Genomic DNA, 26,265 nt, shown 5'->3' with positions numbered 1-26,265 from the left:
CGAAAGGACGCCCATGGGCCTGCGTAACCTGTTGTACGGCACGTACGAGCGGCAGCTGGCGCGCACCCTCAAGTTGGACGGCAACACCCCGCGACACATCGGGGTCATCTTGGACGGCAACCGCCGCTGGGCCAAGCACGTGGGCGCGAGCGCGGCGGACGGACACCAGCGCGGCGCGGACAAGATCACCGAGGTGCTCGAGTGGTCGATGGACTCGCGCGTCGAGGTCGTCACCCTCTGGATGCTCTCAACCGACAACCTGGGCCGGGACGCCGCCGAACTCGATGCGCTGCTCGAGATCATCTGCACCTCCGTCGAGACCCTGGCCGAGGACGGCCGCTGGCGACTCCAGCACGTGGGCGACGCCTCCCTGCTGCCCGCCGCCGCATCGGCCCGTTTGCAGGCCGCGGCGGAGCGCACCTCCGGCGCGACCGGTCTGCACGTCAACGTCGCGGTCGGCTACGGCGGCCGCCACGAGATCGCCGAGGCGGTGCGCTCGTTCCTGCGCGCGGGCGTCGACGCGGGCCACTCGCTTGAGGACGTGGCGGATACCTTCTCCGTCGAGCACATCGCCGAGCACCTTTATACGAAGGGCCAGCCCGACCCCGACCTCGTGATCCGCACGTCGGGGGAGCAGCGTCTGAGTGGCTTCCTGATGTGGCAGAGCGCGCACACCGAGTTCTACTTCTGCGACGCGTACTGGCCCGCGTTCCGTCGCGTCGACTTCCTGCGCGCCCTGCGTGCCTTCGCGCAGCGCGAGCGCCGCCTCGGCAAGTAAGTCGCCGAACCCGGTCGTCGCCGGGCGGGCTTAGCCGACGCCGTGGCGAGGTCGCCGCGGTTTGGCCGCGCCACGCCCGAGCGCGTGTGACGAACAGATGAATCGCGGCGTGTCGGGCCCCGGGTCCCTTCCCGCGGCGTAGCGTCGGTTACGTGGTTAGCGCAAAACGTCGCACACCAAAGGTGTCGACCTAAATCAATCGCCGTAGGGCGCTTGACGCTCTGCGGCCTTAGACCGCCTGGAGCAACCGTGACCCTCTCCGCCAGCACCGCCACCGCCCACTCATCCATCGTCGACGGCGTCGTCGGCCTGCGCACCTTCGTGCTCGACACGTCCGTGCTGCTGTCGGATCCGCGTGCGATCAAACGGTTCGCCGAGCATGCGGTCGTGCTGCCGGTGGTGGTCATCACCGAACTCGAGGGCAAGCGCCATCACCCCGAGCTTGGCTACTTTGCCCGGTCAGCGCTGCGTGCGCTCGACGAGCTGCGCGTCAAGCACGGCAAGCTGGATGCGGCGGTGGCGGTCAACGAGGTTGGCGGCACGCTGCGAGTGGAGCTCAACCACACGGACCCGTCAGTGCTGCCGAGCGGCTTCCGCCTGGGGGACAACGACACCCGCATCCTGGCGGTCGCCGCCAGCCTGAGCGCCGAGGGGCACGCGGTCACCGTCGTCTCCAAGGACATGCCGATGCGTGTCAAGGCCGCGGCGCTCGGCATCGAGGCCGAGGAGTACCGCGCGGAACTGGCCGTCGACTCCGGCTGGACCGGCATGCGCGAGATTCAACTCACCGACGAGGAGATGGCGTCGCTGTGGGAGCACGAGTCGATCCCCGCACCCGGTCCGGACATGGCGGGCGAGGATTGCCGCACTCTCCCGATCCACACCGGCCTGGTCATTCATTCGGGTCGAGGCAGCGCGCTGGGACGAGTGGCGGCCGATGGCGCGGTCCGGCTGGTCCGCGGCGACCAGGAGGTATTCGGGGTCCACGGGCGCAGCGCGGAGCAACGGATTGCGATTGACCTGCTGATGGACGAGTCGATCGGCATCGTGTCGATGGGTGGACGGGCCGGGACGGGCAAGAGCGCGCTGGCACTGTGCGCGGGCCTCGAGGCGGTGTTGGAGCGCCACCAGCACAAGAAGATCATGGTGTTCCGCCCGCTCTACGCGGTGGGCGGCCAGGAGCTCGGCTACCTGCCCGGTAGTGAAGCCGAGAAGATGAACCCGTGGGCTCAGGCGGTGTTCGACACCCTGGGCGCGATGGTGAGCTCCGAGGTGGTCGAGGAGGTCATGGCCCGCGGGATGCTCGAGGTGCTTCCGCTTACGCACATTCGCGGCCGCTCGCTGCATGACGCGTTTGTGATCGTCGATGAGGCGCAGTCGCTGGAGCGCAACGTGCTGCTGACCATGCTCAGCCGCATCGGCCAGGACTCGCGGGTCATCCTCACCCACGACGTCGCCCAGCGCGACAACCTGCGCGTGGGACGCCACGACGGCATCGCCGCGGTGATCGAGGCACTCAAGGGCCACGACCTGTTCGCCCACGTCACGCTGGAGCGCTCTGAGCGTTCCGCGGTGGCGGCCCTGGTCACGGACATCCTGGAGCGCCTGGACCTCTAGCCGTCTTCCCAAGCAACCCCGGCTACGTCCGCACCGTAAATCACTGGTTGCCGGCCTCCCGCGTGCGGGAGACGCCAACAGGAACTGCGATTTACGGTGCGGACGTAGGGGGTGGGGGCGGCTATAGCCCGTGCGACACCAGGAACGGCTCGAGCTCTTCCCAGTTGGCCTCGTCCGAGCGTTCCTCGTCCCAGATGGCCTCGTACCGGTCGCGTACCTCGTCGCTCAGGGCGGCGTAAGTCGCCATCAGCTCCTCCTGATTCGACAGCCAGTAGCCCACGATGCGGTACGAGGTGTGGTGACGGCCCCAGTTGGCGCGCAGGAACTTGCGCGCGCGGCGCGTCTCCGACGTCTCGCCCGCGATCCAGACGTAGACGTCCTCGTCCGGGGTCGACGCGCGGCTCATGCACGCCTCGAGCGCGCTGGGAGAGCGCCCGTTGCCGCTCACCCGCCACACGGGGCGCACGGTCGCGGCGCTCGCGAACGTGACCTTGTCTGCCAGGTCGAGCAGCTCGATAATCACATCGAACTCCTCGTCCGCCGATGCTTCCTCGAGGATGCGCGCGACGGCGGGAAGTCCGGTGGCATCGGCGATGAGGAGGCGCTTGGTGGTGCCCTCCGGGGGGCCGTAGAAGCCCCGCGCGGTGCTGATGGCGACGTGGTCGCCCGGCTGACAGGTCTTGGCCCAGGTCGCGCCGCGCCCGTGCCCGTGGGTGACCACGTCGAGGTCGATTGTTACCGCCTCGGCGCCAGGCTCGCCGGCAATACTGTGCCGGCGGATCGTGTAGTGACGGGCGATGTCGTGGTCGTCCTCCCAGCCCTCGGCCGCATCGGCGTCGGGGATGTGGACGTGGACGTACTCATCGGGCTTGCCGGTGGCCTCCCAGCGGGCCAGGTCGCCGCCGCCCAGGTGCACGCGGCGCAGGTTGGGGGTGATCTGCGTGGTGCCGAGGACCTCGGCGAGATAAGAGTCCGTCATGGTGTCTCCAGAATTTCGGGGGCGGTGAGGCGGTGGTGGCGCGGCGCCGGTCGAGGGAGTCGACCGGCGCCGATGAAGCTAGGAGGCGTCCGAGTACGCGGGCACCTCGGTGGCGGGGTCGCCGTCGAGCGCGGCGGCCAGCTGGGGCACGAGCGCGTCGAGGCTGTACTGGATGGACGAGGGGCTGTTCGCGAAGAACGCGCCCTCGAGCACGGGCTCGGTGATCCAGACGTTGCCGCCGTTCTCGGTGACGCCGAGGCCCGGGTACAGCGGGAGCGACTCGATGGTGGCCTGTACCTCGGGCGTCGTGGCCGTCTGCCACAGCACGGTGTCGTAATCGCCCAGCAGGTCCAGCTGCTCGGCGCTCACGGTGATGTAGAACTGGTCGTTCACGTACTCGTCCAGGGAGTCCACCTCGAGGCCGAGGCTCGCGAGGAACTGATTGCGGTTATCAGTCGAGTGATACACGCCCGGGTTGCCGTCGTAGTAGAAGGCGACCACGCCGGTCTTGCCCTCGAAGTCGGGGTGCGCGGCGCGAGCATCGGCGAACTGCGCGTCGATGTCAGCCATGACCGCGTCGGCCTCGTCGGTCTTGCCGACCGCCTGGGCGATGAGGTGGAGTTCCTCGTCGAGCGGCATGCCGTACGCGGGGTAGTCCGCCGTCTGCGCGAGCGTGGGGGCGATCGCGGATAGCGCGGAGTACTGGTCCTCGGTGAGGCCCGCGTAGGTGCCCACGATCAGGTCGGGCTCGTACGAGGCGATGACCTCGTAGTTGAGCTCGCCGGTGGGGAACGTCTCCGGCTCGGCGCCGGCTGCGATGCGAGCCTCCTCGGCCCAGGGTCCGGTGCCGTTCGCGTAGCCCTGCCAGCTCTCGGGAACGGCCACCGGAGCGACGCCCAGCGAGTACAGCAGTTCGTGCTCACGCGAGCCGATGGTCACGACGCGCTGCGGCTCGGACTCGATGGTGACGTCGCCGTACATGTCGGTGACGGTCACGGGGAAGGCGGAGGCGCTCGCGTCCGCGGAGGCGGATGCGACGGGCGTGGCCGTCGCGGAGGTCGCGGCGGAGTCCTCGTCCGAGGACGAGCACGCGGCCAACGTGAGTGCGGCGACGGCCGCGGCCGCGACTGCGGCCGTGGCGAGAGTGCGGGAAGTGCGCATTGGTGGTGCCTTTCTATTGATCAAGCCGGTTGGGGGTGAGGACAGTTAGTCGTGGCGGTGGCCCATGTCGACGGGGCCGCCGCCGGGGCCCGCTGCGGGCACGATGATGGGGGTGTGGGTGACGGGGTCGTCGATGATGCGCGCGTCGAGCCGGAACACGTCTCGGAGCAGATCGGTGGTGAGGACGTCGCCGGGCTTGCCCTGAGCGGCGATGCGCCCGCGGGACATCGCGATCACGTGGTCGGCGTAGCGCGCGGCCTGGTCTAGGTCGTGCACCACCATCACGATGGTGCGCTGCTGGCGCTTGTGAAGGCGATACAGCAGATCGAGCACCTCGTACTGGTGCGCGATGTCTAGGTACGTGGTGGGCTCGTCGAGCAGCATTAGCGGGGTGTCCTGCGCGAGCGCCATCGCGATCCATGCGCGCTGCTTCTGGCCGCCGGACAGCTCGTCCACCACCGAGCCGCCGATGTCGTCCAGCGCGGTCGAGCACAGCGCGGAGAACACCACCGACTCGTCCTCGGGACTCCACGGGCGCAGCATCTTCTGGTGCGGGGTGCGTCCGCGCGCGACCAGCTCCTTGACGGTGATTCCGGCGGGTGCGATGGGGGCCTGAGGCAGCAGGCCGATGCGGGTGGCGACTTCGCGCGTGGGGATGTCGCGGATGGACTTGCCGTCCAACACCACGGTTCCCGATGCGGGGGCCATCAGCCGCGCGAGGGCCCGCAGCAGCGTGGACTTGCCGCAGCCGTTGGGGCCGATGATCGCGGTGATCTTGGCGTCGGGGATCTGCGCGCTGACCTGGTGGACTACCTCGTGGGAGCCGTAGGACAGCGTGACGTTGTGCGCTTCGAGTCTGGTCATGACTGTTCTCCTCGGGATGCGCGCCACACCAAGAACAGTAGGTAGGGAGCGCCGATCGCGGCCGTGTAGATGCCGATGGGAAGTTGCATTGCGCCGGTCGCGTGCTGCGCGGCGAAGTCTGCGGCCAGGGCCAGCGTCGCGCCCATGAGGGCCGACGGAATCAGGGTGGCGCCAGCCGAGCGGGTGAGGCGCCGGGCCAGCGCGGGGGCGACCAGCGCGATGAAGCCGACGGGCCCCACCACGGCGACCGCGCCGGCGGTGAGGAGCACGGCCACCAGCGCGATGATCAGGCGTGAGCGCTGGACGTTGACGCCCAGGGCACTTGCGGTGTCGTCGCCCATCTCGATGGTCCGCAGCGCCTTTGCCTGCAGCAGCGCGACGGGAGCTAGGACCGCGAGCACGACCAGGGCGACGGTCACATGCGTCCAGGTGCGTGCGTTGGTCGAGCCCACCAGCCACGTCAGCGCCTGGTCCGCGACGTTGATGTTGACGATGGTGAGGAAGTACTGGCTGACGGCGGTGGCCACGAAGCCGATGCCGATTCCGGTCAGGATCAACCGCAGGGGGACGATTCCCCTGCGCCAGGACAGGGCGGTGATGAGCGCGGCGGCGAACAGCGCGCCCGCGGCGGCCCCGCCCGCGAGGAAGAGGGTGGACGACGCGCCCACGAAGGCGATGACGGCGACGGCGCCAGCTCCCGCGCCCGCGCTGATGCCGATGAAGTCGGGGGAGGCGAGCGGATTGCGGCTGATGGACTGCAGCAGCGCACCTGCGAGCCCGAACATGGCCCCCATCAGCGCGGTGGTGTAGGTGCGCGGCGCGCGCAGTTGGCCCACGATGAAGTCGGCGGAGCCGCCCGTGCGGATGCCGACGGCGGCGCGCAGCGAGTCCAGGAAGCTCACGTCCGCGGGCCCGATGGTCAGGGCCATGACGGCGAGCACCACCGCGGCGGCGAGCAGCGCCCAGCCCACCATGAGAACGCGGGTGTGGGTGACAACCCCGTACGGCCCGAGCCGCACGACCCTCACAGCTCGACCACCTTCATGCGGCGCGACAGCAGCGCAAACACGAGGCCGCCGATGGCGGCGGTGGTGATGCCGACGGGGATCTCCGACGGCTGGGCGATTACGCGCCCGATCACGTCGCACGCCAGCAGCAGAATCGCGCCGCCCATCGCGCTGATGACCAGCAACCAGGGCAGCGAGGCGCCCACCAGGGCGCGCACCAGGTGGGGCACGGCGAGCCCGACGAAGACGATGGGCCCGGCGGCGGCGGTGGCGGCGCCCGCCAGCAGCGTGACGACGGCGATGACCACGACCCGCGTGAGGCCGATGCGAACCCCCAGTGCCGCGGCGGCATCGTCCCCGAGGGAGATGGCCTGGAGAGAGCGCGCGGCCAGGAAGCCGACGGCGAGCCCGACGGCAACCACCACGACCAGCACCGTGATGTCGTTGCCCTGGCGGCCGCTCAGCGAGCCGACCACCCAGAAGCGGAACTCGTTGAGCGTGGACTGCGAGACCGTCAGGATCCCGTAGGTGACGGAGCTGAGCAGCGCGGTGAGGGCGACGCCGGCCAGCGCCAGCCGCACGGGCGCCCCGGTTGAGTTGCCGCGTGCGCCGACGGCGTAGACCAGGACCGCGGCGACGGCGGCGCCGGCGAACGACAGCCAGATCTGCCCCGTGAAGCTGGAGGCTGTGCCGGTCGCGATGCCGATCACTACGGCGAGGGCGGCGCCGGCGTTGATGCCCAGCAGGCCGGGGTCGGCGAACGGGTTGCGGGTCAGCGCCTGCATGAGCGCGCCCGCGACGGCGAGCGCGGCGCCCGCGAGGATGCCGATCATGGTGCGAGACATGCGCAGCTCGCGCACTATGAGGTGGTCGGCGTTGGCGGTGTCGAATGACCACAGCGAGTCCCACACGGTTCCCGGGTCGATGGCGCGGGAGCCGACCGCGAGCGACAGCCCGATCATCACCACGAGGGCGACGGCCGCGACAATCGCAACGAGGGCGCGCTTGCGCATCGGACTCCTGAACGGGTGGGGGCGCGCTTCGCTGGCGCCTGGTGAGGTATGCCTAACCTAACCCATCCAGAAGGATTATTGCAACAAGGTCGTGTTGTTAATCAACTCGCCATTTTGTGCCTAGTTCCCGCGTGTTGCGACGGCGTGCGCTGGGCTTTGCGGTGCGCGAGTTGTGGTCGGCATAGCGCCCGTATAGCCCGACTGCCGCCATGATGAGCACGAGCGAGGTGTTCCACGGGGGTTGAGTCGTGAATATTAAGCTGAGCAGGTACTGAAAGGCCATTCCGACTGCGGCCATCACGAGCGCGGCGAGAGGCATTTGCCACAGGAGCTTGGGGTGCCACGTCATGCGTGCCGGGCCCCTACTGTGCTGCGGACGCATGGGAGGGCTGCCTGGTCCGTGGCCAGGACACATTGCGCCTTTTTGCAAGGTGCATTAGCCAGATCCCTACGCCTAGCGAGGCCCAGAAAACCCGAATGGGCCAACTCGATACGCTCTCGTCGCGCGATAGGAGAAATAGCACCAGAAGGGGCGGCATCCCGACCGCAACCCGAAAGATCGCCGCGCGCAGCCGGCTGACGGAGAGAGCGGCGTACTCCACCACCACTAAGCCCGAGATCCCGCCGACGACGACGAGCCACGCGATCGTGTTCACGCGTGCTGCCTTATCGCGCCGGCGCCGCGATGCGACGCATGACGGAGCGGGGCCCAGGGGTTCCCGTGTGAATGTCCATAGTGGCCCGGCTTTCGCTCTCCGACAAGCACGCAGTTGTGCTTCCACGAGAAACCTACGGGACGGCAGGGAGAGGCGCCACATTTAGCGCACGAAAAAATGTGGGACACCTACCATGGTGCCGGGCCTGCTGGTCTAACCGGGCCCGCTGGTCTAGAGGTGAGGCGACTCCGCGTCGATGCCCTCGGCGGGGCACGCGTCGTTGGGCACCGCCACGTCGATGCCGTAGAGCGCCTGGATCGCATCCACGTACGCCATCTCGGACCCGGCCTCGGCGTGCTGGCGGGCGCGCACGGTGGGGGTGTGCAGAAGGGTTCTGGCGAAGCGGCGTAGTGCGGCTTCGGTGGCATCGGCGTTGGCGATGGCCCCCGGATCCGCGCCCGCTCCGGGTCGGATCCGCGTGACCTCGCGCTCGAGCAGGCCGAAAACGTGCTCGCGCAGCGCGACCACCGCGGGGTCGAGGGCGCGGGCGTCCTCGCCGGCCTCGAAGCGCGCGACGGCGTGAGCCACGATGGAGCGCGCGGCCTCGACGGAGTTCAGGGACTCCTCGGGAGCGTGGGCGCCAACGGTGGTGAGGTCCACCACGTGGACGTCACGCAACTGCGCGACGCCGGGGGCGACGTCGTGGTGCAGGGCAAGGTCGATGATGGTCAGCGGCGCATTCGAGCTCGCGCGCGCCGCGGCGACCAGGGCCGGCGTCAACACGATTGACTCGCCGCCCGAGCAGGCCAGCACGATGTCCGCGGCACCCAGCGCCGCGGGCAGGTCCCTGAGCGCGACGGGTGCGACTCCGTGGGCGGCACCAAAGGTTTCGGCGCGGCCGGACGGGGAAAAGACTCCCGCGACCTCGGCGCCACGTCCGCGCAGGACGCCCACGCTGGACTCGGCGACGGCTCCGGTGCCGATGATCAGCGCGCGTGCGCCCGACCAGTTGACGGTGGCATCGGCCAGGTCGAAGGCGACGGAGACCACCGAGCGGCCGGAGGTGCCGAGGCCGGTGGAGGAGGCGACCACGCGCGAGGTGCGCAGCGCGGACTGAAAGAGGCGATCGAGGCGAGGAGTGAGGTGGCCGCCGGACTGCGCATCGGCGTGGGCGCGGCGCACTTGGCCGGAGATCTCCCGCTCCCCAACCACCATGGACTCGAGGCCGGTGGAGACGGAGAAGAGGTGCTGCACGGCGTCGTCGGAGACGAAGGAGACCAGCGCCGAGTCGACGGTTGCGGCGTCGAGCGCGGTGAGCTCGGAGAGTGTGCGCGTCACGGCGGCGCGCGCCACGACAGGATCATCTGCCTCGAGGTACACCTCGAAGCGATTGCACGTGGGGAGCACCACGGCGGCGTGCACGGAGGGCTCATTGGCCACAACCGTTGCCCCAAGCCTGTCGGAGCCGACACTCAATTGCTCCAGTACGGCGAGGTCGCGGTTGTGGTGACTGGCCACTAATGACATCAATACCACCCGACTATTCTCACACGGCTTCGGGACAAGGCAGAATTGGGGCATGACAGTTCTCGCCGGATCCCTGCCCGCCGCCCACCCCAAGGCCGCAGGACTCACTTCAGATTCCCCGCTCATCGCCGCCTATGAGGGGCGAACCCCCTCGCACAAGCCGGTGTGGTTCATGCGGCAGGCCGGGCGCTCGCTGCCCGAATACCTCGCCGCCCGCGAGGGAACCAAGATGCTCGACGCGTGCCTGACCCCCGAGCTGGCCTCGGAAATTACGCTCCAGCCGGTGCGCCGCTACGGGGTGGACGCCGCTATTTTCTTCTCCGACATCGTCGTCCCGATGAAGATTGCCGGGGTCGGGGTCCAGATCGCGCCCGGCGTAGGACCCGTTTTTGACCGACCTATCCGCACGATGGCGGACGTCGAGGCGTTGCCCGACCTGGGAGCGCCGGCCGACGGCGGCGAGTTCGACACCGGCCTCAACCTGATCCGCCAGGCCGTCGCGATGACGGTCGCGGAGCTCGGCACCACCCCGCTGATCGGATTTGCGGGCGCGCCGTTCACCCTGGCGGCCTACATGGTCGAGGGCAAGCCCAGCCGCGACCACCTCGCCGCGCGTGAGCTCATGTTCACCGCCCCAGACGTGTGGGACGCCTTGACCACCTGGACGGCGACCGCCGCCGGGCTGTTCCTGCGCGCGCAGGTGATGGCCGGGGCATCGGCCGTGCAACTGTTCGACTCGTGGGCGGGCTCGCTGTCCGTGGCGGACTACGTCGCCCACTGCGCGCCCGGCTCGGCGCTCGCGCTGAACCACGTGGCCGACCTGCCGGTGCCGCGCGTGCACTTCGCGGCGAGCGGCGGGCACCTGCTGACCGCGATGGCCGATGCCGGGGCCACGGTCCTTGGCGTCGACTACCGGACGCCGCTGGACGAGGCCAACACTGTACTGGGCGGGCGTTTCCCGCTGCAGGGCAACATCAACCCCGCGCTGCTGCCGGCGCCCGCGGACGTACTCGGGGCCCACGTGGCCGACGTGCTGCGGCGAGGCGCCGAGGCCCCAGGCCACGTGGTCAACCTTGGCCACGGAGTGCCGCCCCACACCAACCCCGACTCGCTGCAGCGCATCGTGGACCTCGTCCACGACAACGGCTGATGCCCGTCACCGGAGACAAAGAAGGTCCCGCGCCCGCTGCCGACGAGAGGCGTGGGTACTTCGGCCCGCTCCCTCGCAAGAAATGGGTGGTGGTCGGCGGAGGCATCGGCGGCCTGCTCGCGGCGCGCCACCTCGCGCTGTGCGGCGCGGAGGTCACTCTGCTGGAGGAGTCCGACTCGCTGGGCGGCCGGGTCTCGAGCCACGTAGTGGGCGGATTCGACCTGGACGCCGGGGCGGAGTCGTTCGCGACGCGCGCCGGGTCCGTCGCGACGCTGCTGGGCGAAATGGGCCTCGCCGATGCCGTGGTCTCGCCCGAGGTGGCTCCCGCCTGGGTGGTCTCGCCGCGCCGCTCGTACCCGTTGCCCAAGACCGGCTGGCTGGGAATTCCCCTACGGCCACTGAGCCGCGACGTGCGCGCGATCCTGGGATGGCGCGGGGCGATTCGCGCATCGTGCGACATCTACCGACCCATCGGCACGGTCGATCCCTACGTGACTGTGGGCAAGCTCGCCCGCGAGCGCTTGGGCGCCAAGGCCGTGAACCTGCTGATGCGGCCAGTGATCTCAGGGATTTACTCGCGCGCGTTGGAGGACCTGCCGCTCGCGGCGATCGCGCCCGGCCTGCCCGGCGACGTCGAGCGCCACGGCAGCCTGATCAAGGCCGCGCGCTCGCGCAGGGCTGTCAGCGCCGCCGGCAGCGCCGTCCAGGGAATCCACGGGGGAGTCGCGCGCCTGACCGCGGCGCTCTCCGCCGAGGTGCAGAGCCTCGGCGTGACCATCCGCGTCAACTCGCCGGCATCGGCCGTGGTGCCGTACGCCCGAGGATGGCGCGTGCACATCGATGCCAAGGGGCTGGGGGTGGCGCGGACGCTCAAGGCCGATGGCGTGACCATCGCGATCCCGGGGGCCGCCGCGCACGAACTTCAGCCGGACATGATCCGTCGCCCGGACACGGACGACAAGTTTGTCGCGCTCGTCACGCTCGTGGTCGACGCGCCCGCGCTGGACGATGCCCCGCGCGGAACCGGGGTGCTGGTAGCCGGCGGCGTGACGCGGGCCAAGGCGCTCACCCACGCGACGGCCAAGTGGGCCTGGCTGGCACGCGAGGTGCAGACGGCTGAGCACCCGCACCGACACGTGCTGCGGTTGTCCTACTCGGTCGAACAGGGCGAGAGCGTCGTCGGCCACGCGATCGAGGACGCCTCGAGGCTGCTCGGCGTAAATATCCTGGCAGACCAGGTGGTGGCCACCAGCCAGGTGGAATGGCACGATGCCGCACCCGCCAAGGTGGGTTCGCTCAACACCGCGCCTGGCCTGCACCTGGTGGCCTCGGCGGCCGGGCTCAGCGGCATCGCGGCCATCGTCGCGGCCGATGCGGTGGCCGACTACCGCTGATGGGAGCCATCGAGCCCATTGCGCTGGCGGTGAACGCGCCCGGTCGCGTTTCGCCCGGACACCGGGCAGGTGGATACTTGAGGCATGACTGATGAACCCCATGGCTTTGCACTGTTTTCCGTCCTCGACGGCCTGCTCGACGCCCCTGACGAGGCGCTCGCGGACGTGGTCGAGCACTTCGACGCGGCGGTTGCGGATCTCGCCGTGCACGACGTGACTCTGCGCGGGATCTACGACGTGTCCGGCATGCGTGCCGACGGCACCGTGATGCTGTGGCTGCACGGACCCGACCTGGCCGACCTGCAGCTCGCGCTGCGCGAACTGCGCGCCACCGAACTGCTCGCGGACACCGAGCTGACCTGGTCAGCGGCAGGCGTTCACCGCCCCGCGGAGTTCAACAAGGCGCACGTGCCAGGCTTCCTGCGCGGCGAGCACGCCCGCGACTGGTTGACGGTCTACCCGTTCGTGCGTTCGTACGACTGGTACCTGCTGCCCGAGGAGGACCGCTCGCGGATGCTGCGCGAGCACGGCATGAAGGGCGCCGCGTTCAAGGGCGTCGTCGCCAACACCATCAGCGCCTTCGCACTCGGAGACTACGAGTGGCTGCTGCCGATGGAGGCCGACAACGTGCTCGACCTGGTCGACATGATGCGTGAGCTTCGCTACACCGACGCCCGCATGCACGTGCGCGACGAACTCCCGTTCTACACCGGTCGCCGCATGGAGACCGCCGAGGCCGTGGAGGTCCTTGCGTCGTGAACCAGAACGAAGCCGCGTCGCTGAACGACGCCACCGCATCGGCCGCAAGTGAATCCTGCGCGCCGCTCGCCGCCGCTCAGCGCACCATGCCCGCGCGCGAGTACGACGCGATCCTGCTGACTGGCTTTGGCGGGCCCGAGGGCCAGGACGACGTAATTCCGTTCCTGCGCAACGTGACCGCCGGGCGCGGCATCCCCGACGAGCGGCTCGAGGAGGTGGCTCACCACTACCGCGCGTTCGGCGGCGTGAGCCCCATCAACCAGCAGAACCGCGACCTCAAGGCGGCGCTCGAGGCGGAGATCACCGCGCGCGGGCTCGGCCTGCCGGTGTACTGGGGCAACCGCAACTGGGACCCCTACCTCGCCGACGTGCTCAAGGACGCCCACGCGAACGGCCACACGCGGCTGCTCGCGCTGGTCACCGCATCGTTCAGCAGCTATTCGGGCTGCCGCCAGTACCGCGAGGACCTGGCCAAGGCCATCGCCGATGCCGGGCTCGAGGGCAAGATCGAGGTGGACAAGGTGCGTCAGTACTTTGACCACCCAGGATTTGTGAACCCCAACATCGACGCGGTGCTGGGCGGGCTGCGAGAGCTGGCCGCCGGGCGCGACGGTGCGGCTGACGGAGACGCCGCCCCGCACGTGATGTTTGCGACGCACTCGATCCCGTTGAGCGCGTCCGATGCCTCCGGTCCCCGCGAGGGACTGCCCGACGGCACTCCGGTCGCGACGGGTGAGGCAGGCGGCTGGTACGCCGAGCAGCAGCGGGCCGTGGCCCGACTGATCATGGCCGCCGTCGCGCAGGAATTTCCCGAGGCGCAGTGGTCACTGGTCTACCAGTCGCGCTCCGGTGCGCCGCACATGCCGTGGCTCGAACCCGACATCAACGACGCGATTGTGGCGCTGCCCGAGTCCGTGACCGGGCTGGTCATTTCGCCCATCGGCTTCGTGTCCGACCACATGGAAGTGAAGTGGGACCTGGACACCGAGGCGCTGGAGACCGCCGCCGAGCGCGGCCTGGCAGCGGTGCGCGTGCCGACCGTCGGCATCGACCCCGCGTTTGTCTCCGGGCTAATTGACCTGGTCGAGGAGCGTCACGCGACCGCTGATGCGCCAGACGGCGCCGAGCGCAAGTCGCTGAGCGACCTGGGCCCGTGGCAGGACGTGTGTCCGGCCGACTGCTGCCTGGGACGCGAGCTGCGCCCCGTGGTCGCGCAGGCGCAAGCGCTGGCGTAGGGACGGACAGCGGTGCGCTCATGTGCGGCCCCGACGGACTACCGGACTGGTTTCCGTCTGAGTGCACGTGGGTGCGCGCAGGCGGACAAGTCGCTAGCTTGTCCGTCCTGAATGCACCGCGAGCGTGAGTCGGGACTTGGCGGTCGCGGTCCCTCGGTCCGTCTAAACGGTCGCCAAGACGTTGCGCGACCGCATGCCGTCGCGCAACGTGAGGTAGCCGCCGTCAAGGTTGACCGCGTCGTGCCCTAGCGAGCGGAGCAGTCGCGCGGCCGTGTGGCCGCGCTGGCCCACCTGGCAGTGCACAATCACCTTCGCGCCGGCAGGAAGTTCGCTTGCTCGGTCCCGCAGCGAGTCGAGCGGGATGTTTACGGAGGCCAGGCCGCGTATCTCGACACTGCCGGCGGCGTACTCCGCGGCGGTGCGTACGTCGACCAGAATCGCGTCGCCGGGACTGTCGGTCATGGCAGCCTCAAGTTGGTGCCACTGCATTGATGGAGTGGCGCCCGTGCGGCGGTTGTCCGCGATGTAGCCGAGCATGTTGATGGGGTCCTTCGCTGACCCGTAGGCCGGTGCGTAGGCGAGCTCGAGGTCCATGAGCTCGGACGCGCGGATGCCGCCCATGATGGCGGTGGCGATGACGTCGATGCGCTTGTCCACGCCGTCCTCGCCCACGGCCTGGGCGCCCAGAATCAGGTCGGTGTCGGAGTCGACCAGCAGCTTCATGGCGAGCGGCGTCGCGCCGGGGTAGTAGCCGGCGTGCTGAGCCGGGTGGGCGTGAATTACCTCGAAGTTGCGTCCCTCGGCAATGAGGCGGCGCTCGTTGCGCCCGGTCGTCGCCGCGGTGAGGCCAAAGATCCCTACGACGGCGGTGCCGATCGACGCACGCATCGGCGCGGCATTGCCGGCGATGACGTCCGCGACGTGGCGGCCGTGGCGGTTCGCTAGGTTCGCAAGGGGGATGAGGGTGGTGGCGTCGCCGATGCCGAGGGCGTCCCGCTTCGATGCGGCGTCGCCGACCGCGTACACGCCGGGCGCGCTGGTCCGGAGGTGGTCGTCCACCAGGATGCCGCCCATGGGCGACAGCTCGAGGCCAGCGTCACGGGCCAGGCCGGTCTCGGGGCGCACGCCGATGGCCGCTACCAGCACGTCCGCGGGCACCTCGAAGTCGCCGTCGGTCGTGGTGACGGTGACCGATGCGGACGCGACCGCGGTGACCTGCGCGGAGGTGAACACTCGTATTCCGTGGTCAGTGAGTCGGTCCTGGACGCGGATGGCCATCTCCTGATCGAGAGGGGCGAGCACCTGCGGCGCAAGCTCCACGACCGTCACGTCGATGCCGCGGTGTGCGAGATTCTCGGCGACCTCCAGCCCCACGAACCCGGCGCCGATGATCACGGCGCTCTGGGCGTTGACCATAGAAGCGACGAGCGCGTCGACGTCGCTCACGTCGCGCAGGGTCAGCGCGCGGTCGATGCCGGGAACGGGCGGGACCACGGGGCTCGCTCCAGGGCTAAGAATGAGTGAGTCGAATGACTCGGTATAGGTGTCGCCGTTGGCGCCGGTGATGGTGACCTGCTTGGAGGTCGTGTCGATGGAGGTGACGCGCTGGTGGGTGCGGACATCCAGGCGGAATCGGGCGTGCAGGGACTCGGGGGTCTGCAGGAGCAGCGCGTCGCGATCCGCGATGATGCCGCCCGCGAAGTACGGGAGCCCGCAGTTCGCGTAACTGACGTGCGCGCCGGCCTCGACGACGATGATCTCCGCCTGCTCGTCCAGGCGACGAAGCCGCGTAGCTGCTGACATTCCGGCGGCGACGCCGCCCACGATGATGACCTTCATGTTCTTCCTCACATTGATTGGCTGTTGCGCTTGCCATCACTATACCCCCAGGGGTATATTTCGTCACGTCAGAACCAAAACAACTAAGGAGAAATTATGTGCAGTCCCATTGCGTGCGGCCGTTGCGGCAAGACCACCTGGACCGGATGCGGCCAACATGTCGATAGTGTGATGCGGAACGTCCCCGCGTCTCAGCGTTGCCAGGGCCACGAGGCAGAGAAGTCCGCTTCTTTTGTCTCGCGGATCTTTGGTCGATAATGTCCGGGGACGCCGTGACACGAGGGTGTGGCGGCGAGGCCGAGGGTAGGAGAAGCGGGTACATGGAACTCGACGCGGAAGCAACGCGCAAGATCAACAACCGACTGAAGCGCGCGCAGGGTCAGCTCGCTGGAGTCATCCGACGGGTTGACGAGGGTGGCGAGTGCGAGGACATCGTCATCCAGCTCGCCGCAGTGTCGAAGGCCCTCGACCGAGCTGCTTTTGCGGTGATGTCCGCGGGCATTCAGGAGTGCATGAGCGAGCCGGACGGCGAGGCTCGCACCGAGAACATGGCGCGACTCGAGAAGCTGTTCATGGCTCTCGCCTAGCCCAGGCCTCCCCGCTCGGGGGCAAGGCCCCCGAGCACGACTATCGGCCGCATCGGCTAGCTGTCCGCGGCCTCCTCGAAGGCGCGGCGCGGCTCGTGAAGGCGACCCATCGAGACCAGGTCACGGCGGAAGAAGACCGCCGTCGTCCAGTCCAGGACCACCCGCGCCTTCCTGTTAAAGGTGGGTATCTGCGACATGTGGTAGGTCCGGTGGGCGAACCAGGCGGGCCAGCCGCGCAGCTTCACGCCCATGATGTTGGCGACGCCCTCGTTGAGCCCGAGGGACGCGACCATGCCGAGGTTCTTGTGCTTGTACTCGCGTAGTGGCTTGCCGTCGATGCTGCGTGCGAGGTTGTCTCCCAGCAGCCGGGCCTGGCGCACCGCGTGCTGCGCGGTCGGCGCGCACCACGCCGGTTGCTCCTTGGTGAGGTCCGGGATCTGCGCGCAGTCGCCCGCGGCCCACACCCCGTCGAGCACCTTGCCGTCCTCGTCGGCGACCTGCAGCGTGGGCAAGGTGTTCACGTGTCCCTTGGGTCCCAGGGGCAGGTCGGAGCCGGCGAGCACCGGCGAGGGCTTCACCCCAGCGGTCCACACCAGGGTGTCCGCCTCGAACTTCTGACCGTCGGACAGCTCTATGCGACCGTCCACGCAACTCACCAGCTTGGTGCCCAGGTAGACCTCCATGCCGCGGCTGCGCAACTCTTCCAGTGCGTACTCGCCCATGCCCTCGCCCATCTCGGGCAGGATGCCGTCGAGCATCTCGACCATGACGAATCTCAGGTCAGCTGGGCTGAGGTCGGGGAAGTCGCGCAGGGCCGCCCGCGCCATGTCCTCGGTTTCGCCGAAGGCCTCGACGCCGGCGAAGCCGCCGCCCACGAACACAAAGGTGAGGAGGCGGCGGCGCAATTCAGCATCGTCCGTGGAGGCGGCGCGCGCGAGGCGTCCCAGGACGCGGTTGCGCAGGTTGATGGCCTCCTCGACGTACTTGAAGCCGATGCCGAATTCCTTCAGTCCCGGGATGGGAAGCGTGCGCGACACGGAGCCCAGCGCGAGCACTAGCTCGTCGTACTCGATCGACTTGTCGTCGCCCACGTCGGACGTCACGTGGACGCGCTTGTCGGCGCTGTTGATTTCCGTGATCTTGCCCTGAATCACCCGCACGCCCGCGAGCTCGCGCCGCAACGGCACCACGGCGTGACGAGGCTCGATCGAGCCGGCCGCGGTCTCGGGCAGGAACGGCTGATAGGTCATGTAGGCGCGGCGGTCCACCAGAATGATCCTGGTCTTGCGGTCCGCGCGTCGACGCAGCGCCAACGCCGTGTATAGGCCGACGTAACCGCCGCCGAGTATCAAAATCCTCTTGCGTGCCATGAAAATCGCCTCCGTTAGGGGCAACAGGGCGAGGGCCTGATTCCTTCCCGGCGCGAGGGGACGATGCGGTGACGAGGGGTGCGGCGAGAAGGGGTGCGTTCTCCCGGCCGCATCGGCGACCGGGACGACTGCAGTCGGCTAGCGGTTCTCGCCCACCATGGTGGTGACGTCGAGGAGCTGGTCGAGCTGCTCCTCGGAGATCTCGCCGCGCTCCACAAAGCCGAGCGCGATGGTGGCCTCGCGCACCGTCAGGCCCTCCTTGACCGCGTGCTTGGCGATCTTGGAGGCGCTCTCGTAGCCGATGACGCGGTTCAGTGGCGTGACGATGCTGGGCGATGCCTCTGCCAGGAAGCGAGCGCGCTCGACGTTTGCCGTGATGCCGTCCACCGTGCGCAGGGCGAGGACCTCGGAGGCGTTGCCGAGCAGGCGCATCGACTCGAGCACTCCCAGTGCCATCACGGGAATCTGGACGTTGAGCTCGAACGACCCGGAGGCGCCGGCCCAGGCCACGGTGGCGTCGTTGCCGATGACGCGCGCGCAGACCATCAGGACGGCCTCGGGCACCACGGGGTTGACCTTGCCGGGCATGATCGAGGACCCGGGCTGCAGGTCGGGCAGCGAGATCTCGCCCAGTCCCGTGTTGGGGCCGGAGCCCATCCAGCGCAGGTCGTTGCAAATTTTGGTCAGCGAGACCGCGATGGTCTTAAGCGCGCCGGAAAGCTCCACCAGGCCGTCGCGTGCGGACTGCGCCTCGAAGTGGTTGCGCGCCTCGGTGATGGGAAGCCCGGTGTCTTGGGCCAGCAGCTCGATCACACGCTGCGGGAAACCTGCGGGGGTGTTGATGCCGGTGCCGACCGCGGTGCCGCCCTGGGGGACCTCGGCGACGCGGGGCAGTGCCGCCTGCAGGCGCTCGATGCCGTAGCGAATCGCGGCAGCGTAGCCGCCGAACTCCTGGCCGAGCGTGACGGGGGTCGCGTCCATGAGGTGCGTGCGGCCGGACTTGTAGACCTCGGAAAACTCGACGGCCTTGGCCTCGAGCGAGGCCGCGAGGGTCTCTAGTTTGGGGGTGAGGTCGTTCACCAGCGCGGAGGTCGCCGCGACGTGCACCGAGGTGGGGAACACGTCGTTGCTCGACTGCGAGCAGTTGACGTGGTCGTTCGGGTGAACGTCCTTGCCCAGGTCTCGAGTCGCGAGCGTCGCAATGACCTCGTTGGTGTTCATATTTGACGACGTGCCCGACCCGGTTTGGAACACGTCGATCGGGAAGTGATCGTCGTAATCCCCGGCGGCCACGGCATCGGCCGCGTCGACGATCGCCGAGGCGATGTCGTGGTCAAGGACTCCCAGCTCGGCGTTGGCCCGGGCGGCGGCCTTCTTCACCCGGGCGAGGGCCTCGATGTGGCGTCGCTCAAGCGTGATCCCCGAGATCGGGAAGTTCTCCACTGCGCGCTGGGTCTGAGCGCGGTAGAGGGCGGTGGCGGGGACTTTGACCTCGCCCATGGTGTCGTGTTCGATGCGGTAGTCGTCCATGGCACCCATTGTGTCAGGCGCGGACGATGCGGGGGACGGCTAACACGCGCCCAGTTCTGGCTAGCCCTCGCCCAGTTCCCACGCGGTGGGTGGGTTGGCACCGGGACGCGAGACGGTGATTCCGGCGATGCGTGCGCAACGAGTCAGGATCTGCTCGATATCGCCGGTCTCGATCGCGGCAAGCTTGTCGCGGCGGGTGGCGCCGAGCAGCTGGAAGTACCAGAGGCCGTCGATCAGTCCCGCCATGAACGAGTCGCCTGCCCCTACCGTGTCGGCGACGGTGACCTTGGGCGCGGACACGTCGACCACGCGGCCATCGTGCGTGAAGGCGCTCGCGCCGTCTCCGCCGCGGGTGAGGACGACGAGGCTGGGGCCGCCGGAAGCAGCCCAGGCCCGGGCGCTGGAGGTCGCGTCGCGATCGGGGTAGAGCCACTCGAGGTCCTCGTCGGAGACCTTCACCACGTCGGCGAGCGCGACGGTGTCCTCGATCGCAGGACGCGCCTCGTCGGGGGTGCCCATCAGGGTGGGGCGGACGTTGGGGTCGTACGTAATTGTCGCAGCGTCGCGATTGGCTGAGATCAGGCGGCGGACGTCGGCCGCGCCGGGGGCGAGGACTGCGGCGATGGAGCCCGTGTGCACCACGAGGGGCTCCTCGCGCGGCAGCGCATCGGCGGCGATGGCCCACGTCAGATCGAAGTCGTAGGACGCGGCACCCGAGGCGTCCAGGGTCGCGGTCGCCACCGAGGTCCGCGGCGCGGACTGCGATCCCGCCACGAGGTGTGCTCCCGATGCCTCGACGTGGTCGCGGACCACCTCGCCGTTGGCGTCGGCGCCCATGAAGCACAGCAGCTCCGCGTCGCGGCCCAAGCGGCCCAGCCCGATTGCCACGTTGGCGGGCGAGCCGCCGGGGTGCGTGCTCGACGTGCCGTCCTGGCGCACCACCACGTCGACTAGGGCCTCCCCGATGATCAGCGCGTGAGTGGCGTGACGTGCGTGTGGGCTATCAGGCATGGTCTTCTTCCGTGTTGGAGGCGCTTTCCGCGCCGGCCGGCGAATCCGGGGAGACCACCGCGATGACGCCGGCATCCGCAGCATCGGCGTCGCCTCGGGCTTCGGTGATGCGGTCCCTCGCGCCGTCGAGCAGTTCCTGGCATCGGGCGGCGAGTGCCTCGCCGCGCTCCCAGAGGCCCAGCGACTCGTCCAGAGTCGCCGAGCCGGTCTCGAGCTTCGCGACGATCGTGATCAGCTCATCGCGGGCTGCTTCGTAGCTGAGCGCGGCGATGTCGTCTGTGGTGATTTTCACAGGTTCTACGCTACCGCGTCATAACTGGGCAGGTGCCCCCTCTCAATGAGCACAGGATTTTCTATTCACAACGAGGTGAAAGAACATGTTCAGCGATAACTACTCGATGCAGACAGCCAACGCCAGTTTCTCCAGCGCCGTGCCGGAGGCACTCTCCGAAGGCGAACTGGCTCAGCTTGCACGCTCTCCCGAGGCCAAGGTGCGCGCCGCCGTCGGCGCCCGCATCAACACCCCGCTCACGTCACTCCTACGGCTGCTGACGGACGAGTCCCCTGCGGTTCGCGCAGGCGTCGCCCGCAACGAGCGCCCCGACATGCCTCCGGAGATCTTCGAGGATCTGGCCGGTGACAAGGCGCACGAGGTTATTTCCGCACTCATCGCCAATCCCGCCGTCCCCGACCGCATCATCTCCAAGCTCGGGCGTCAGCGCACCAAGGACTACTCCGCATCCGCTCGCAAGCGACTGTCAGAAAGCAAGGGCAAGTCGGGCATCCTCGGCATGGTGGGCCTCGGGTCCAAGTAGCGCGACCTCCGTCGCCGGTTCAGAGCCGGCGCGCGTGTCACAACGGAGTGAGGCGCGCGTCTTCCTGGGGGAGGGCGCCTCATTTCGCCGTTCCTCGTGTGAAAGCGTCGCGTTCGTACTTCGTGCGCGTCGCGTGCGGCCAAGGAGGCGCGCCGTCGTGCCGTCGTGCCGTGGGAGGCGTCGTGCCGGGGGAGGCGTCGATCTAACTGGCTATTTAGACCCCGCGGGCGGCTTCTCGCTCGTGGCCCGCTTAGCCTTCGGTGAGGCAGCGGATGCGGCGGGCTTCTTCCGGACAGGGGACTTCTTGGCCGCCGGGCCGCCCTCCGGGCGAGCCCCTGGCAACCCGGGGGCGCTGATTGCAACGAACTCGCCCCGCGCCAGCCGCACGCTGAGCTGCTGTCCCGCTCCCACCTCGTCCGCGTCGCGGAGTACTGCGCCCTGCGCGTCGCGCACCACCGCGTAGCCACGGTCGAGGGTGGATTGCGGGCTCAGGGCTCGCATGCTGGCGGCAAGCTCTCGCGTGCGTGCCTCCGCACGGCCCAGGATGTTCACCAGTGCTCCGCCGGAGGCCTGACGTGCGCGGGCGAGGTGCTCGAGGTGTGGCGTGATCAGGGCGTGGGGGTTGCGCAGCACCGGGCGCGTCAGGAACGACTCCAGGCCGCTGGCCTCGCGGTCCAGCTTGGACTCGACGGCGGCTCGCATGAGCATGCGCGCACGGGAGATGGCGGCGAGCTCCTCCGCGGCATCGGGGACGATTCTCTTTCCCGCGTCCGTGGGCGTCGAGGCTCGGTAGTCGGCGACCAGGTCCAGTAGCGGGGAGTCCTTCTCGTGGCCGATGGCGCTGACCAGTGGGGTGCGGCACGCGGCGGCCGCGCGGATCAGTTTCTCGTCGCTAAAGGGCAGCAGGTCCTCGAGGGAACCGCCGCCGCGGGCCACCACAATCACGTCGACTCCGGGGTGAGCGTCGAGTTCGGCGATGGCGGCGCTGGTCTCGGGGACGCATCGGACGCCCTGGACGGTGACACGACGAATCTCGAACTGTACTGACGGCCAGCGGCGTTGCGCGTTCTCGATCACGTCGTGCTCGGCGTCACCCTGGTTGGCGCACACGAGCCCCACAAGGTTGGGGACGAAGGGGAGCGGAACCTTGCGGTCAGCGTCAAACAACCCTTCGCCAGCGAGCGACTCCTTGAGCATCTCGATGCGCGCGAGGAGGTCTCCCAGGCCGACGGTGCGGATCTGCTTGCCGGCCATCTGCAGGTCGCCGTTCTTGGTCCACCAGTCCGGCTTCGCGTGGATGACGACGCGGGCGCCGTCCGTGAGGTCGATGCCAAGCGCATCGACCTCCTTGGCGGGCAGGGTCGCCTTGAGGGACATGTTCTCCTGAGTGTCGCGCAGGGTGAGGAACACCATGTGCTTCCATCTCTTGACGTTGAGGACCTGGCCCTCGACCCACACGGGCGACATCTTGGCTATGTACGCCCCGATCTTGGGGCTCAGGTGGCGAACCGGCCAGGGGTTCTCGGCGCTGGTCTGCGCCGCTACCTCGGGCAATGTCGTCGCGCGCTGCGGCTCTCCAGGCGCTGCGCCCGCCGAGCCGGAGGTGGATGCGCTGCCGCCATAGGACGGGCCAACGTGGGCTCTCGATGCTTCGGTCACGCCTCCTAGCGTGCCACGTAGGATGGGTGTCATGTCCGACACCATTGAAAAGCGAGTCCTGCTAGCCGCTCCGCGCGGATACTGCGCCGGTGTTGACCGCGCGGTAATCGCGGTCGAGAAGGCCCTAGAGCTGCACGGCGCCCCCATCTACGTTCGCAAAGAGATTGTGCACAACAAGTATGTAGTCGAGACGTTGTCCGATCGCGGCGCGATCTTCGTCGAGGAGACGGACGAGGTTCCGGAAGGCGCCCGCGTCGTATTCTCCGCGCACGGTGTGTCCCCGGCGGTGCGCCAGGCGGCCGATGATCGCAACTTGCTTTCCATCGACGCCACCTGCCCGCTGGTCACCAAGGTGCACAAGGAGGCAGTGCGTTTTGCGCGCGAGGATCAGACCATCCTGCTCATCGGGCACGAGGGCCACGAAGAGGTTGAGGGCACCGCAGGCGAGGCTCCTGAGCACACCATCATCGTGAATTCGCCCGACGAGGCCGACACGGTCGAGGTTCCCGACCCGTCGAACGTGGTGTGGCTGTCGCAGACCACCCTGTCCGTTGACGAGACGATGGAGACGGTCAAGCGACTGCGCGCCCGCTTCCCCGAACTCAAGGATCCGCCCAGCGATGACATTTGCTACGCCACCCAGAACCGCCAGGTGGCCGTCAAGAAGCTTGCTCCCGATTGCGACCTGGTGATCGTGGTGGGCTCCGCCAACTCGTCCAACTCTGTGCGCCTGGTGGAGGTGGCGCTCGAATACGGCGCGCGCACCTCGTACCGCGTGGACCGAGCGACCGAGATCGAAGACGCCTGGTTCGACGGAGTGACGACCGTTGGAGTGACCTCTGGCGCCTCGGTGCCCGAGATTCTGGTGCGCGACGTGCTCGACCTGCTGGCGGGCCGAGGATACGAGACCGTCGAAGAGGTGCGGACCGCGACCGAGGACCTGATGTTCTCGCTGCCGCGCGAGATTCGTGCTGACCTGAAGGAGAAGGAAGCGGAAAACGCGATGCGGGCCTAGTCCCGCCTGTCGCAGATTCTGACTCCGCCTCTACCTCTACCTAAGTCCCGCTCCCAGCCTCACTCCCGCTCCCGACCCCCTATGGGTCCGTTTTGGCACGCTCTTTTAGCGGTTGATGCGTTGATGGTCAGATTTGACGCACTCTCCTAGTGGTCGGTGCGGTGTTGCTCCACTCTGGCGAGGCAAGAGTGGCGGCCGCACTCTATCGACCCACAGACTTCGCTACGCCTGGTCCCGAGTGCGCGACACCGGATCCATGGGGTGCGGGGAAGGCTGAGCGTGCCGAATCGGACCCATAGGGTGCGAGCGAGGCTGAGGGCGTGCCAAATCGGACCCATAGGGTGCGAGCGAGGCTGAGGGCGTACCAAATCAGACCCACAGGATGCTCGCGGGGCTGAGGGCGTGCCAAATCGGACCCACAGGGTGCGGGTGACGCTGAGAGTGTGCGAAATCAGACCCATAGGGGGATCGGCGCAGAGGTGATGCGGGTTGGTGGAACGGTGGATGTCAGCTGAACTCTGTCGGCAGCACTAGTTCCGGACGGCCCAGCCGCAACCCTGAACCCACAGGCTTGGTCGGGGCCGACTCTGACTTCTCCTGATTGTCGGGCGCCAACCCTGACTTCTCCTGGTTGGTCGGTGCCAACTCTGAATTCTCTGGCTCGCCGGTCGTCTGAGGTGCGTTGCCGTCGGCGCGTTCGGAGAACTCTGGCGCGGAGATCTGCCGCACGTCCACCTCCGCGGGCACGCTCGGAGGAATCTCCGCAGAGATCGCCTGCATCTCGCCAAACTTGCGCGCGCTGACCATGACGCGCGACTCCATCGAAGCGACGGTCGAGTTATAGGCCTTGCTCGCGCTATCGAGAGCCTTGCCCACCTTGGTGAGGTGACCGCCCATCACGGACAGCCGCTCATAGAGGTCCTTGCCGGTGGCGAGGACCTGCTGCGCGTTCTGCGCGAGGGTGTCCTCCCGCCAGGCGTGCGCGACTGTCCGTAGCATCGCCACCAGGGTCGTAGGAGTCGCGATCACCACGTTCTTGCCAAAGGCGTACTCCTGCAAAGCGGGGTCCTGTTCGAGGGCTGACTGGTAGAACGCCTCCGAGGGCAGGAACATCACGACGAACTCTGGCGCGGACGCAAACTGGTCCCAGTACTTCTTCCCGGACAAGTCGTCGACGTGCTTCTTGACGTGTCTCGCGTGAGCGAGGAGCCTGTCCGCGCGCACGGCCTCATCCTCGGTCTCGAAGGCCTCGAGTAACGCGGACAGAGCGACCTTGGAGTCGACCACGATGGTGCGCCCGCCTGCGAGCTTGACCGTCATGTCGGGACGGAGGTTCTTGCCCTCCGAGTCGCGTACGTTCTCCTGCTCCTCAAAGTCGACGTGCTGGACCATTCCTGCGAGCTCAACCACCCGACGCAGTTGCACCTCACCCCAGTTTCCGCGCACGTCAGACCTGCGCAGAGTGTTGATGAAGTCGGAGGTCCTCTTGTCGAGTTTGTCCGAGGCCGCGACCATCTGGCGGACCTGCTCGCTCAGCGTGCTCTGTCCCTCGGCCCTGGCCTTGTCCGCGTCGGTGGTCTGCCGGCGAACGTCCTCGAGAGCCTTCGCCATGGGTTCCACGAGTCGCTTGACGGACTCTTCACGCTTGGCGAGCTCGGCGTCGCTGACCTGCTGCGCCCGCTTCATGCGTTCGCTCGCGACCTCGAGGAACTGCTCGTTGTTGGACTTGAGAACGTCCCCTGCTAGCGACTTGAACTGTTCCCTAAGTACCTCCTGGTCCGCGCGGACCAGGGAGACGTACCGGGTGTGCTCGGCGCGAAGATCGGCCACGTAGCGCTCGTGCTCGGCACTCAACTGTTGTTCGCGACGATCCGCCACGGCGCGAGTCTCGGCAACGCGCTCCTCGAGGGTGTTGGCGCGTGCGCGTTCGACCGCGGCGGCCGTGCGCAATTCGGTGGCCTCTCCGCCCCCTCGCGCCGCTCGCAGCGACGCGACCAGAAACCCGACCACGACGCCGACGGACAGTGCCAGCACTCCTACTATTACTTCGCTCATGGCCATCACTCTGGCATGCGGCACCGACACGTAGCCCTATTCGGCCCGAACTCCGTCCGCTCAAGAGCGCCACCGAGTCCAAACGGACTCTTTGGGTGTGACGTTTGTCACAGTTTGGGCACGATTTGGGTGCTTGAGCGGGGTCGAAATACGTTTGTTACCTTAAGTTTCTTACCCTTGTACGTACAGCGGATAAATTTCCGTGAGAATCCCGGCCGGTCGTTCACCCCAAACCGACTGGCCA

The 26,265-nt window shown here is 68.3% G+C and carries 23 protein-coding genes; 9 read left to right on the top strand and 14 right to left on the bottom strand.

The window, feature by feature from the left end; genetic code table 11:
• Nucleotides 1-13: 13 nt before the first annotated feature.
• Nucleotides 14-778 carry an isoprenyl transferase gene (locus tag ACQU6B_RS10925; protein ID WP_430867581.1) on the top strand — a complete coding sequence of 255 codons (765 nt, stop codon included), beginning with the start codon at nucleotides 14-16 and terminating at the stop codon, nucleotides 776-778.
• 288 nt (nucleotides 779-1,066) lie between these two features.
• The gene (locus ACQU6B_RS10920) at nucleotides 1,067-2,395 is read left to right on the top strand and encodes a PhoH family protein (protein WP_430869240.1); all 1,329 of its coding nucleotides are present in this window, start codon (nucleotides 1,067-1,069) and stop codon (nucleotides 2,393-2,395) included.
• Nucleotides 2,396-2,516: 121 nt separating this feature from the next.
• Here ACQU6B_RS10920 and ACQU6B_RS10915 read toward each other — a convergent pair whose 3' ends face one another.
• The 7 genes from ACQU6B_RS10915 to ACQU6B_RS10885 form a co-directional block, all read right to left on the bottom strand.
• Nucleotides 2,517-3,374: a siderophore-interacting protein gene (locus ACQU6B_RS10915; RefSeq protein WP_430867580.1), complete on the bottom strand. Its 858-nt coding sequence runs from the start codon at nucleotides 3,372-3,374 to the stop codon at nucleotides 2,517-2,519.
• 78 nt (nucleotides 3,375-3,452) lie between these two features.
• A complete protein-coding gene (locus ACQU6B_RS10910) occupies nucleotides 3,453-4,535 on the bottom strand; it encodes an ABC transporter substrate-binding protein (protein WP_430867579.1) in 1,083 nt (360 codons plus the stop codon).
• 45 nt (nucleotides 4,536-4,580) lie between these two features.
• Complete coding sequence (locus tag ACQU6B_RS10905; RefSeq protein ID WP_430867578.1) at nucleotides 4,581-5,399, bottom strand: ABC transporter ATP-binding protein; 819 nt, start codon at nucleotides 5,397-5,399, stop codon at nucleotides 4,581-4,583.
• A complete protein-coding gene (locus tag ACQU6B_RS10900; RefSeq protein ID WP_430867577.1) occupies nucleotides 5,396-6,427 on the bottom strand; it encodes a FecCD family ABC transporter permease in 1,032 nt (343 codons plus the stop codon). Before ACQU6B_RS10900 ends, ACQU6B_RS10905 begins: the two co-directional genes overlap by 4 nt.
• A complete protein-coding gene (locus ACQU6B_RS10895) occupies nucleotides 6,424-7,419 on the bottom strand; it encodes a FecCD family ABC transporter permease (protein WP_430867576.1) in 996 nt (331 codons plus the stop codon). Before ACQU6B_RS10895 ends, ACQU6B_RS10900 begins: the two co-directional genes overlap by 4 nt.
• Nucleotides 7,420-7,516: 97 nt before the next feature.
• Nucleotides 7,517-7,768: a hypothetical protein gene (locus tag ACQU6B_RS10890; RefSeq protein WP_430867575.1), complete on the bottom strand. Its 252-nt coding sequence runs from the start codon at nucleotides 7,766-7,768 to the stop codon at nucleotides 7,517-7,519.
• Nucleotides 7,769-8,306: 538 nt separating this feature from the next.
• Complete coding sequence (locus ACQU6B_RS10885) at nucleotides 8,307-9,593, bottom strand: glutamyl-tRNA reductase (protein WP_430867574.1); 1,287 nt, start codon at nucleotides 9,591-9,593, stop codon at nucleotides 8,307-8,309.
• A gap of 61 nt (nucleotides 9,594-9,654) precedes the next feature.
• Here ACQU6B_RS10885 and hemE point away from each other — a divergent pair, with 61 nt between their 5' ends.
• The 4 genes from hemE to ACQU6B_RS10865 all read left to right on the top strand — a co-directional run bounded on the left by hemE (nucleotide 9,655) and on the right by ACQU6B_RS10865 (nucleotide 14,140).
• Complete coding sequence (gene hemE, locus ACQU6B_RS10880) at nucleotides 9,655-10,752, top strand: uroporphyrinogen decarboxylase (protein WP_430867573.1); 1,098 nt, start codon at nucleotides 9,655-9,657, stop codon at nucleotides 10,750-10,752.
• Nucleotides 10,752-12,146, top strand: a complete 1,395-nt coding sequence (locus tag ACQU6B_RS10875) for a protoporphyrinogen/coproporphyrinogen oxidase (RefSeq protein ID WP_430867572.1) — start codon at nucleotides 10,752-10,754, stop codon at nucleotides 12,144-12,146. The genes hemE and ACQU6B_RS10875 overlap by 1 nt, the downstream gene beginning before the upstream one ends.
• A gap of 84 nt (nucleotides 12,147-12,230) precedes the next feature.
• Nucleotides 12,231-12,905, top strand: a complete 675-nt coding sequence (hemQ, locus tag ACQU6B_RS10870; protein WP_430867571.1) for a hydrogen peroxide-dependent heme synthase — start codon at nucleotides 12,231-12,233, stop codon at nucleotides 12,903-12,905.
• A gap of 86 nt (nucleotides 12,906-12,991) precedes the next feature.
• The gene (locus ACQU6B_RS10865) at nucleotides 12,992-14,140 is read left to right on the top strand and encodes a ferrochelatase (RefSeq protein ID WP_430869239.1); all 1,149 of its coding nucleotides are present in this window, start codon (nucleotides 12,992-12,994) and stop codon (nucleotides 14,138-14,140) included.
• A 162-nt stretch (nucleotides 14,141-14,302) separates the two neighbouring features.
• On the opposite strand, the gene ACQU6B_RS10860 is transcribed toward ACQU6B_RS10865, so the two are convergent.
• Nucleotides 14,303-15,979, bottom strand: a complete 1,677-nt coding sequence (locus ACQU6B_RS10860; RefSeq protein ID WP_430867570.1) for an FAD-dependent oxidoreductase — start codon at nucleotides 15,977-15,979, stop codon at nucleotides 14,303-14,305.
• A gap of 320 nt (nucleotides 15,980-16,299) precedes the next feature.
• Here ACQU6B_RS10860 and ACQU6B_RS10855 point away from each other — a divergent pair, with 320 nt between their 5' ends.
• Nucleotides 16,300-16,566, top strand: a complete 267-nt coding sequence (locus ACQU6B_RS10855) for a metal-sensitive transcriptional regulator (protein ID WP_430867569.1) — start codon at nucleotides 16,300-16,302, stop codon at nucleotides 16,564-16,566.
• A gap of 56 nt (nucleotides 16,567-16,622) precedes the next feature.
• Here ACQU6B_RS10855 and ACQU6B_RS10850 read toward each other — a convergent pair whose 3' ends face one another.
• From ACQU6B_RS10850 to ACQU6B_RS10835, 4 genes are all read right to left on the bottom strand, one after another.
• Entirely contained in the window at nucleotides 16,623-17,936 is a 1,314-nt protein-coding gene (locus ACQU6B_RS10850) for an NAD(P)/FAD-dependent oxidoreductase (RefSeq protein WP_430867568.1), read from the bottom strand.
• Nucleotides 17,937-18,074: 138 nt separating this feature from the next.
• On the bottom strand, nucleotides 18,075-19,466 hold the full coding sequence (locus tag ACQU6B_RS10845) for a class II fumarate hydratase (protein ID WP_430867567.1): 1,392 nt from the start codon (nucleotides 19,464-19,466) through the stop codon (nucleotides 18,075-18,077).
• 60 nt (nucleotides 19,467-19,526) lie between these two features.
• Nucleotides 19,527-20,477, bottom strand: a complete 951-nt coding sequence (locus tag ACQU6B_RS10840; protein WP_430867566.1) for a carbohydrate kinase family protein — start codon at nucleotides 20,475-20,477, stop codon at nucleotides 19,527-19,529.
• Nucleotides 20,470-20,769, bottom strand: coding sequence for an exodeoxyribonuclease VII small subunit (locus ACQU6B_RS10835; RefSeq protein ID WP_430867565.1), 300 nt, complete (start codon nucleotides 20,767-20,769; stop codon nucleotides 20,470-20,472). The genes ACQU6B_RS10840 and ACQU6B_RS10835 overlap by 8 nt, the downstream gene beginning before the upstream one ends.
• Nucleotides 20,770-20,854: 85 nt before the next feature.
• On the opposite strand from ACQU6B_RS10835, the gene ACQU6B_RS10830 reads away from it, so the two are divergent.
• Entirely contained in the window at nucleotides 20,855-21,292 is a 438-nt protein-coding gene (locus tag ACQU6B_RS10830) for a hypothetical protein (RefSeq protein ID WP_430867564.1), read from the top strand.
• 210 nt (nucleotides 21,293-21,502) lie between these two features.
• Here ACQU6B_RS10830 and xseA read toward each other — a convergent pair whose 3' ends face one another.
• Nucleotides 21,503-22,984: an exodeoxyribonuclease VII large subunit gene (gene xseA / locus ACQU6B_RS10825; protein WP_430867563.1), complete on the bottom strand. Its 1,482-nt coding sequence runs from the start codon at nucleotides 22,982-22,984 to the stop codon at nucleotides 21,503-21,505.
• Between xseA and ACQU6B_RS10820 the strand changes: the two genes are divergently transcribed.
• Nucleotides 22,983-23,966 carry a 4-hydroxy-3-methylbut-2-enyl diphosphate reductase gene (locus ACQU6B_RS10820; RefSeq protein ID WP_430867562.1) on the top strand — a complete coding sequence of 328 codons (984 nt, stop codon included), beginning with the start codon at nucleotides 22,983-22,985 and terminating at the stop codon, nucleotides 23,964-23,966. The two genes, xseA and ACQU6B_RS10820, sit on opposite strands and share 2 nt — an antisense overlap.
• Before the next feature lie 507 nt (nucleotides 23,967-24,473).
• On the opposite strand, the gene rmuC is transcribed toward ACQU6B_RS10820, so the two are convergent.
• Nucleotides 24,474-26,021: a DNA recombination protein RmuC gene (gene rmuC, locus ACQU6B_RS10815; protein ID WP_430867561.1), complete on the bottom strand. Its 1,548-nt coding sequence runs from the start codon at nucleotides 26,019-26,021 to the stop codon at nucleotides 24,474-24,476.
• Nucleotides 26,022-26,265: the final 244 nt, after the last annotated feature.

Origin of the sequence: Demequina aurantiaca (assembly GCF_050598105.1) — a bacterium.
Lineage (GTDB): Bacteria > Actinomycetota > Actinomycetes > Actinomycetales > Demequinaceae > Demequina > Demequina aurantiaca_A.
This window is presented reverse-complemented; position numbering and strand designations above follow the sequence as displayed.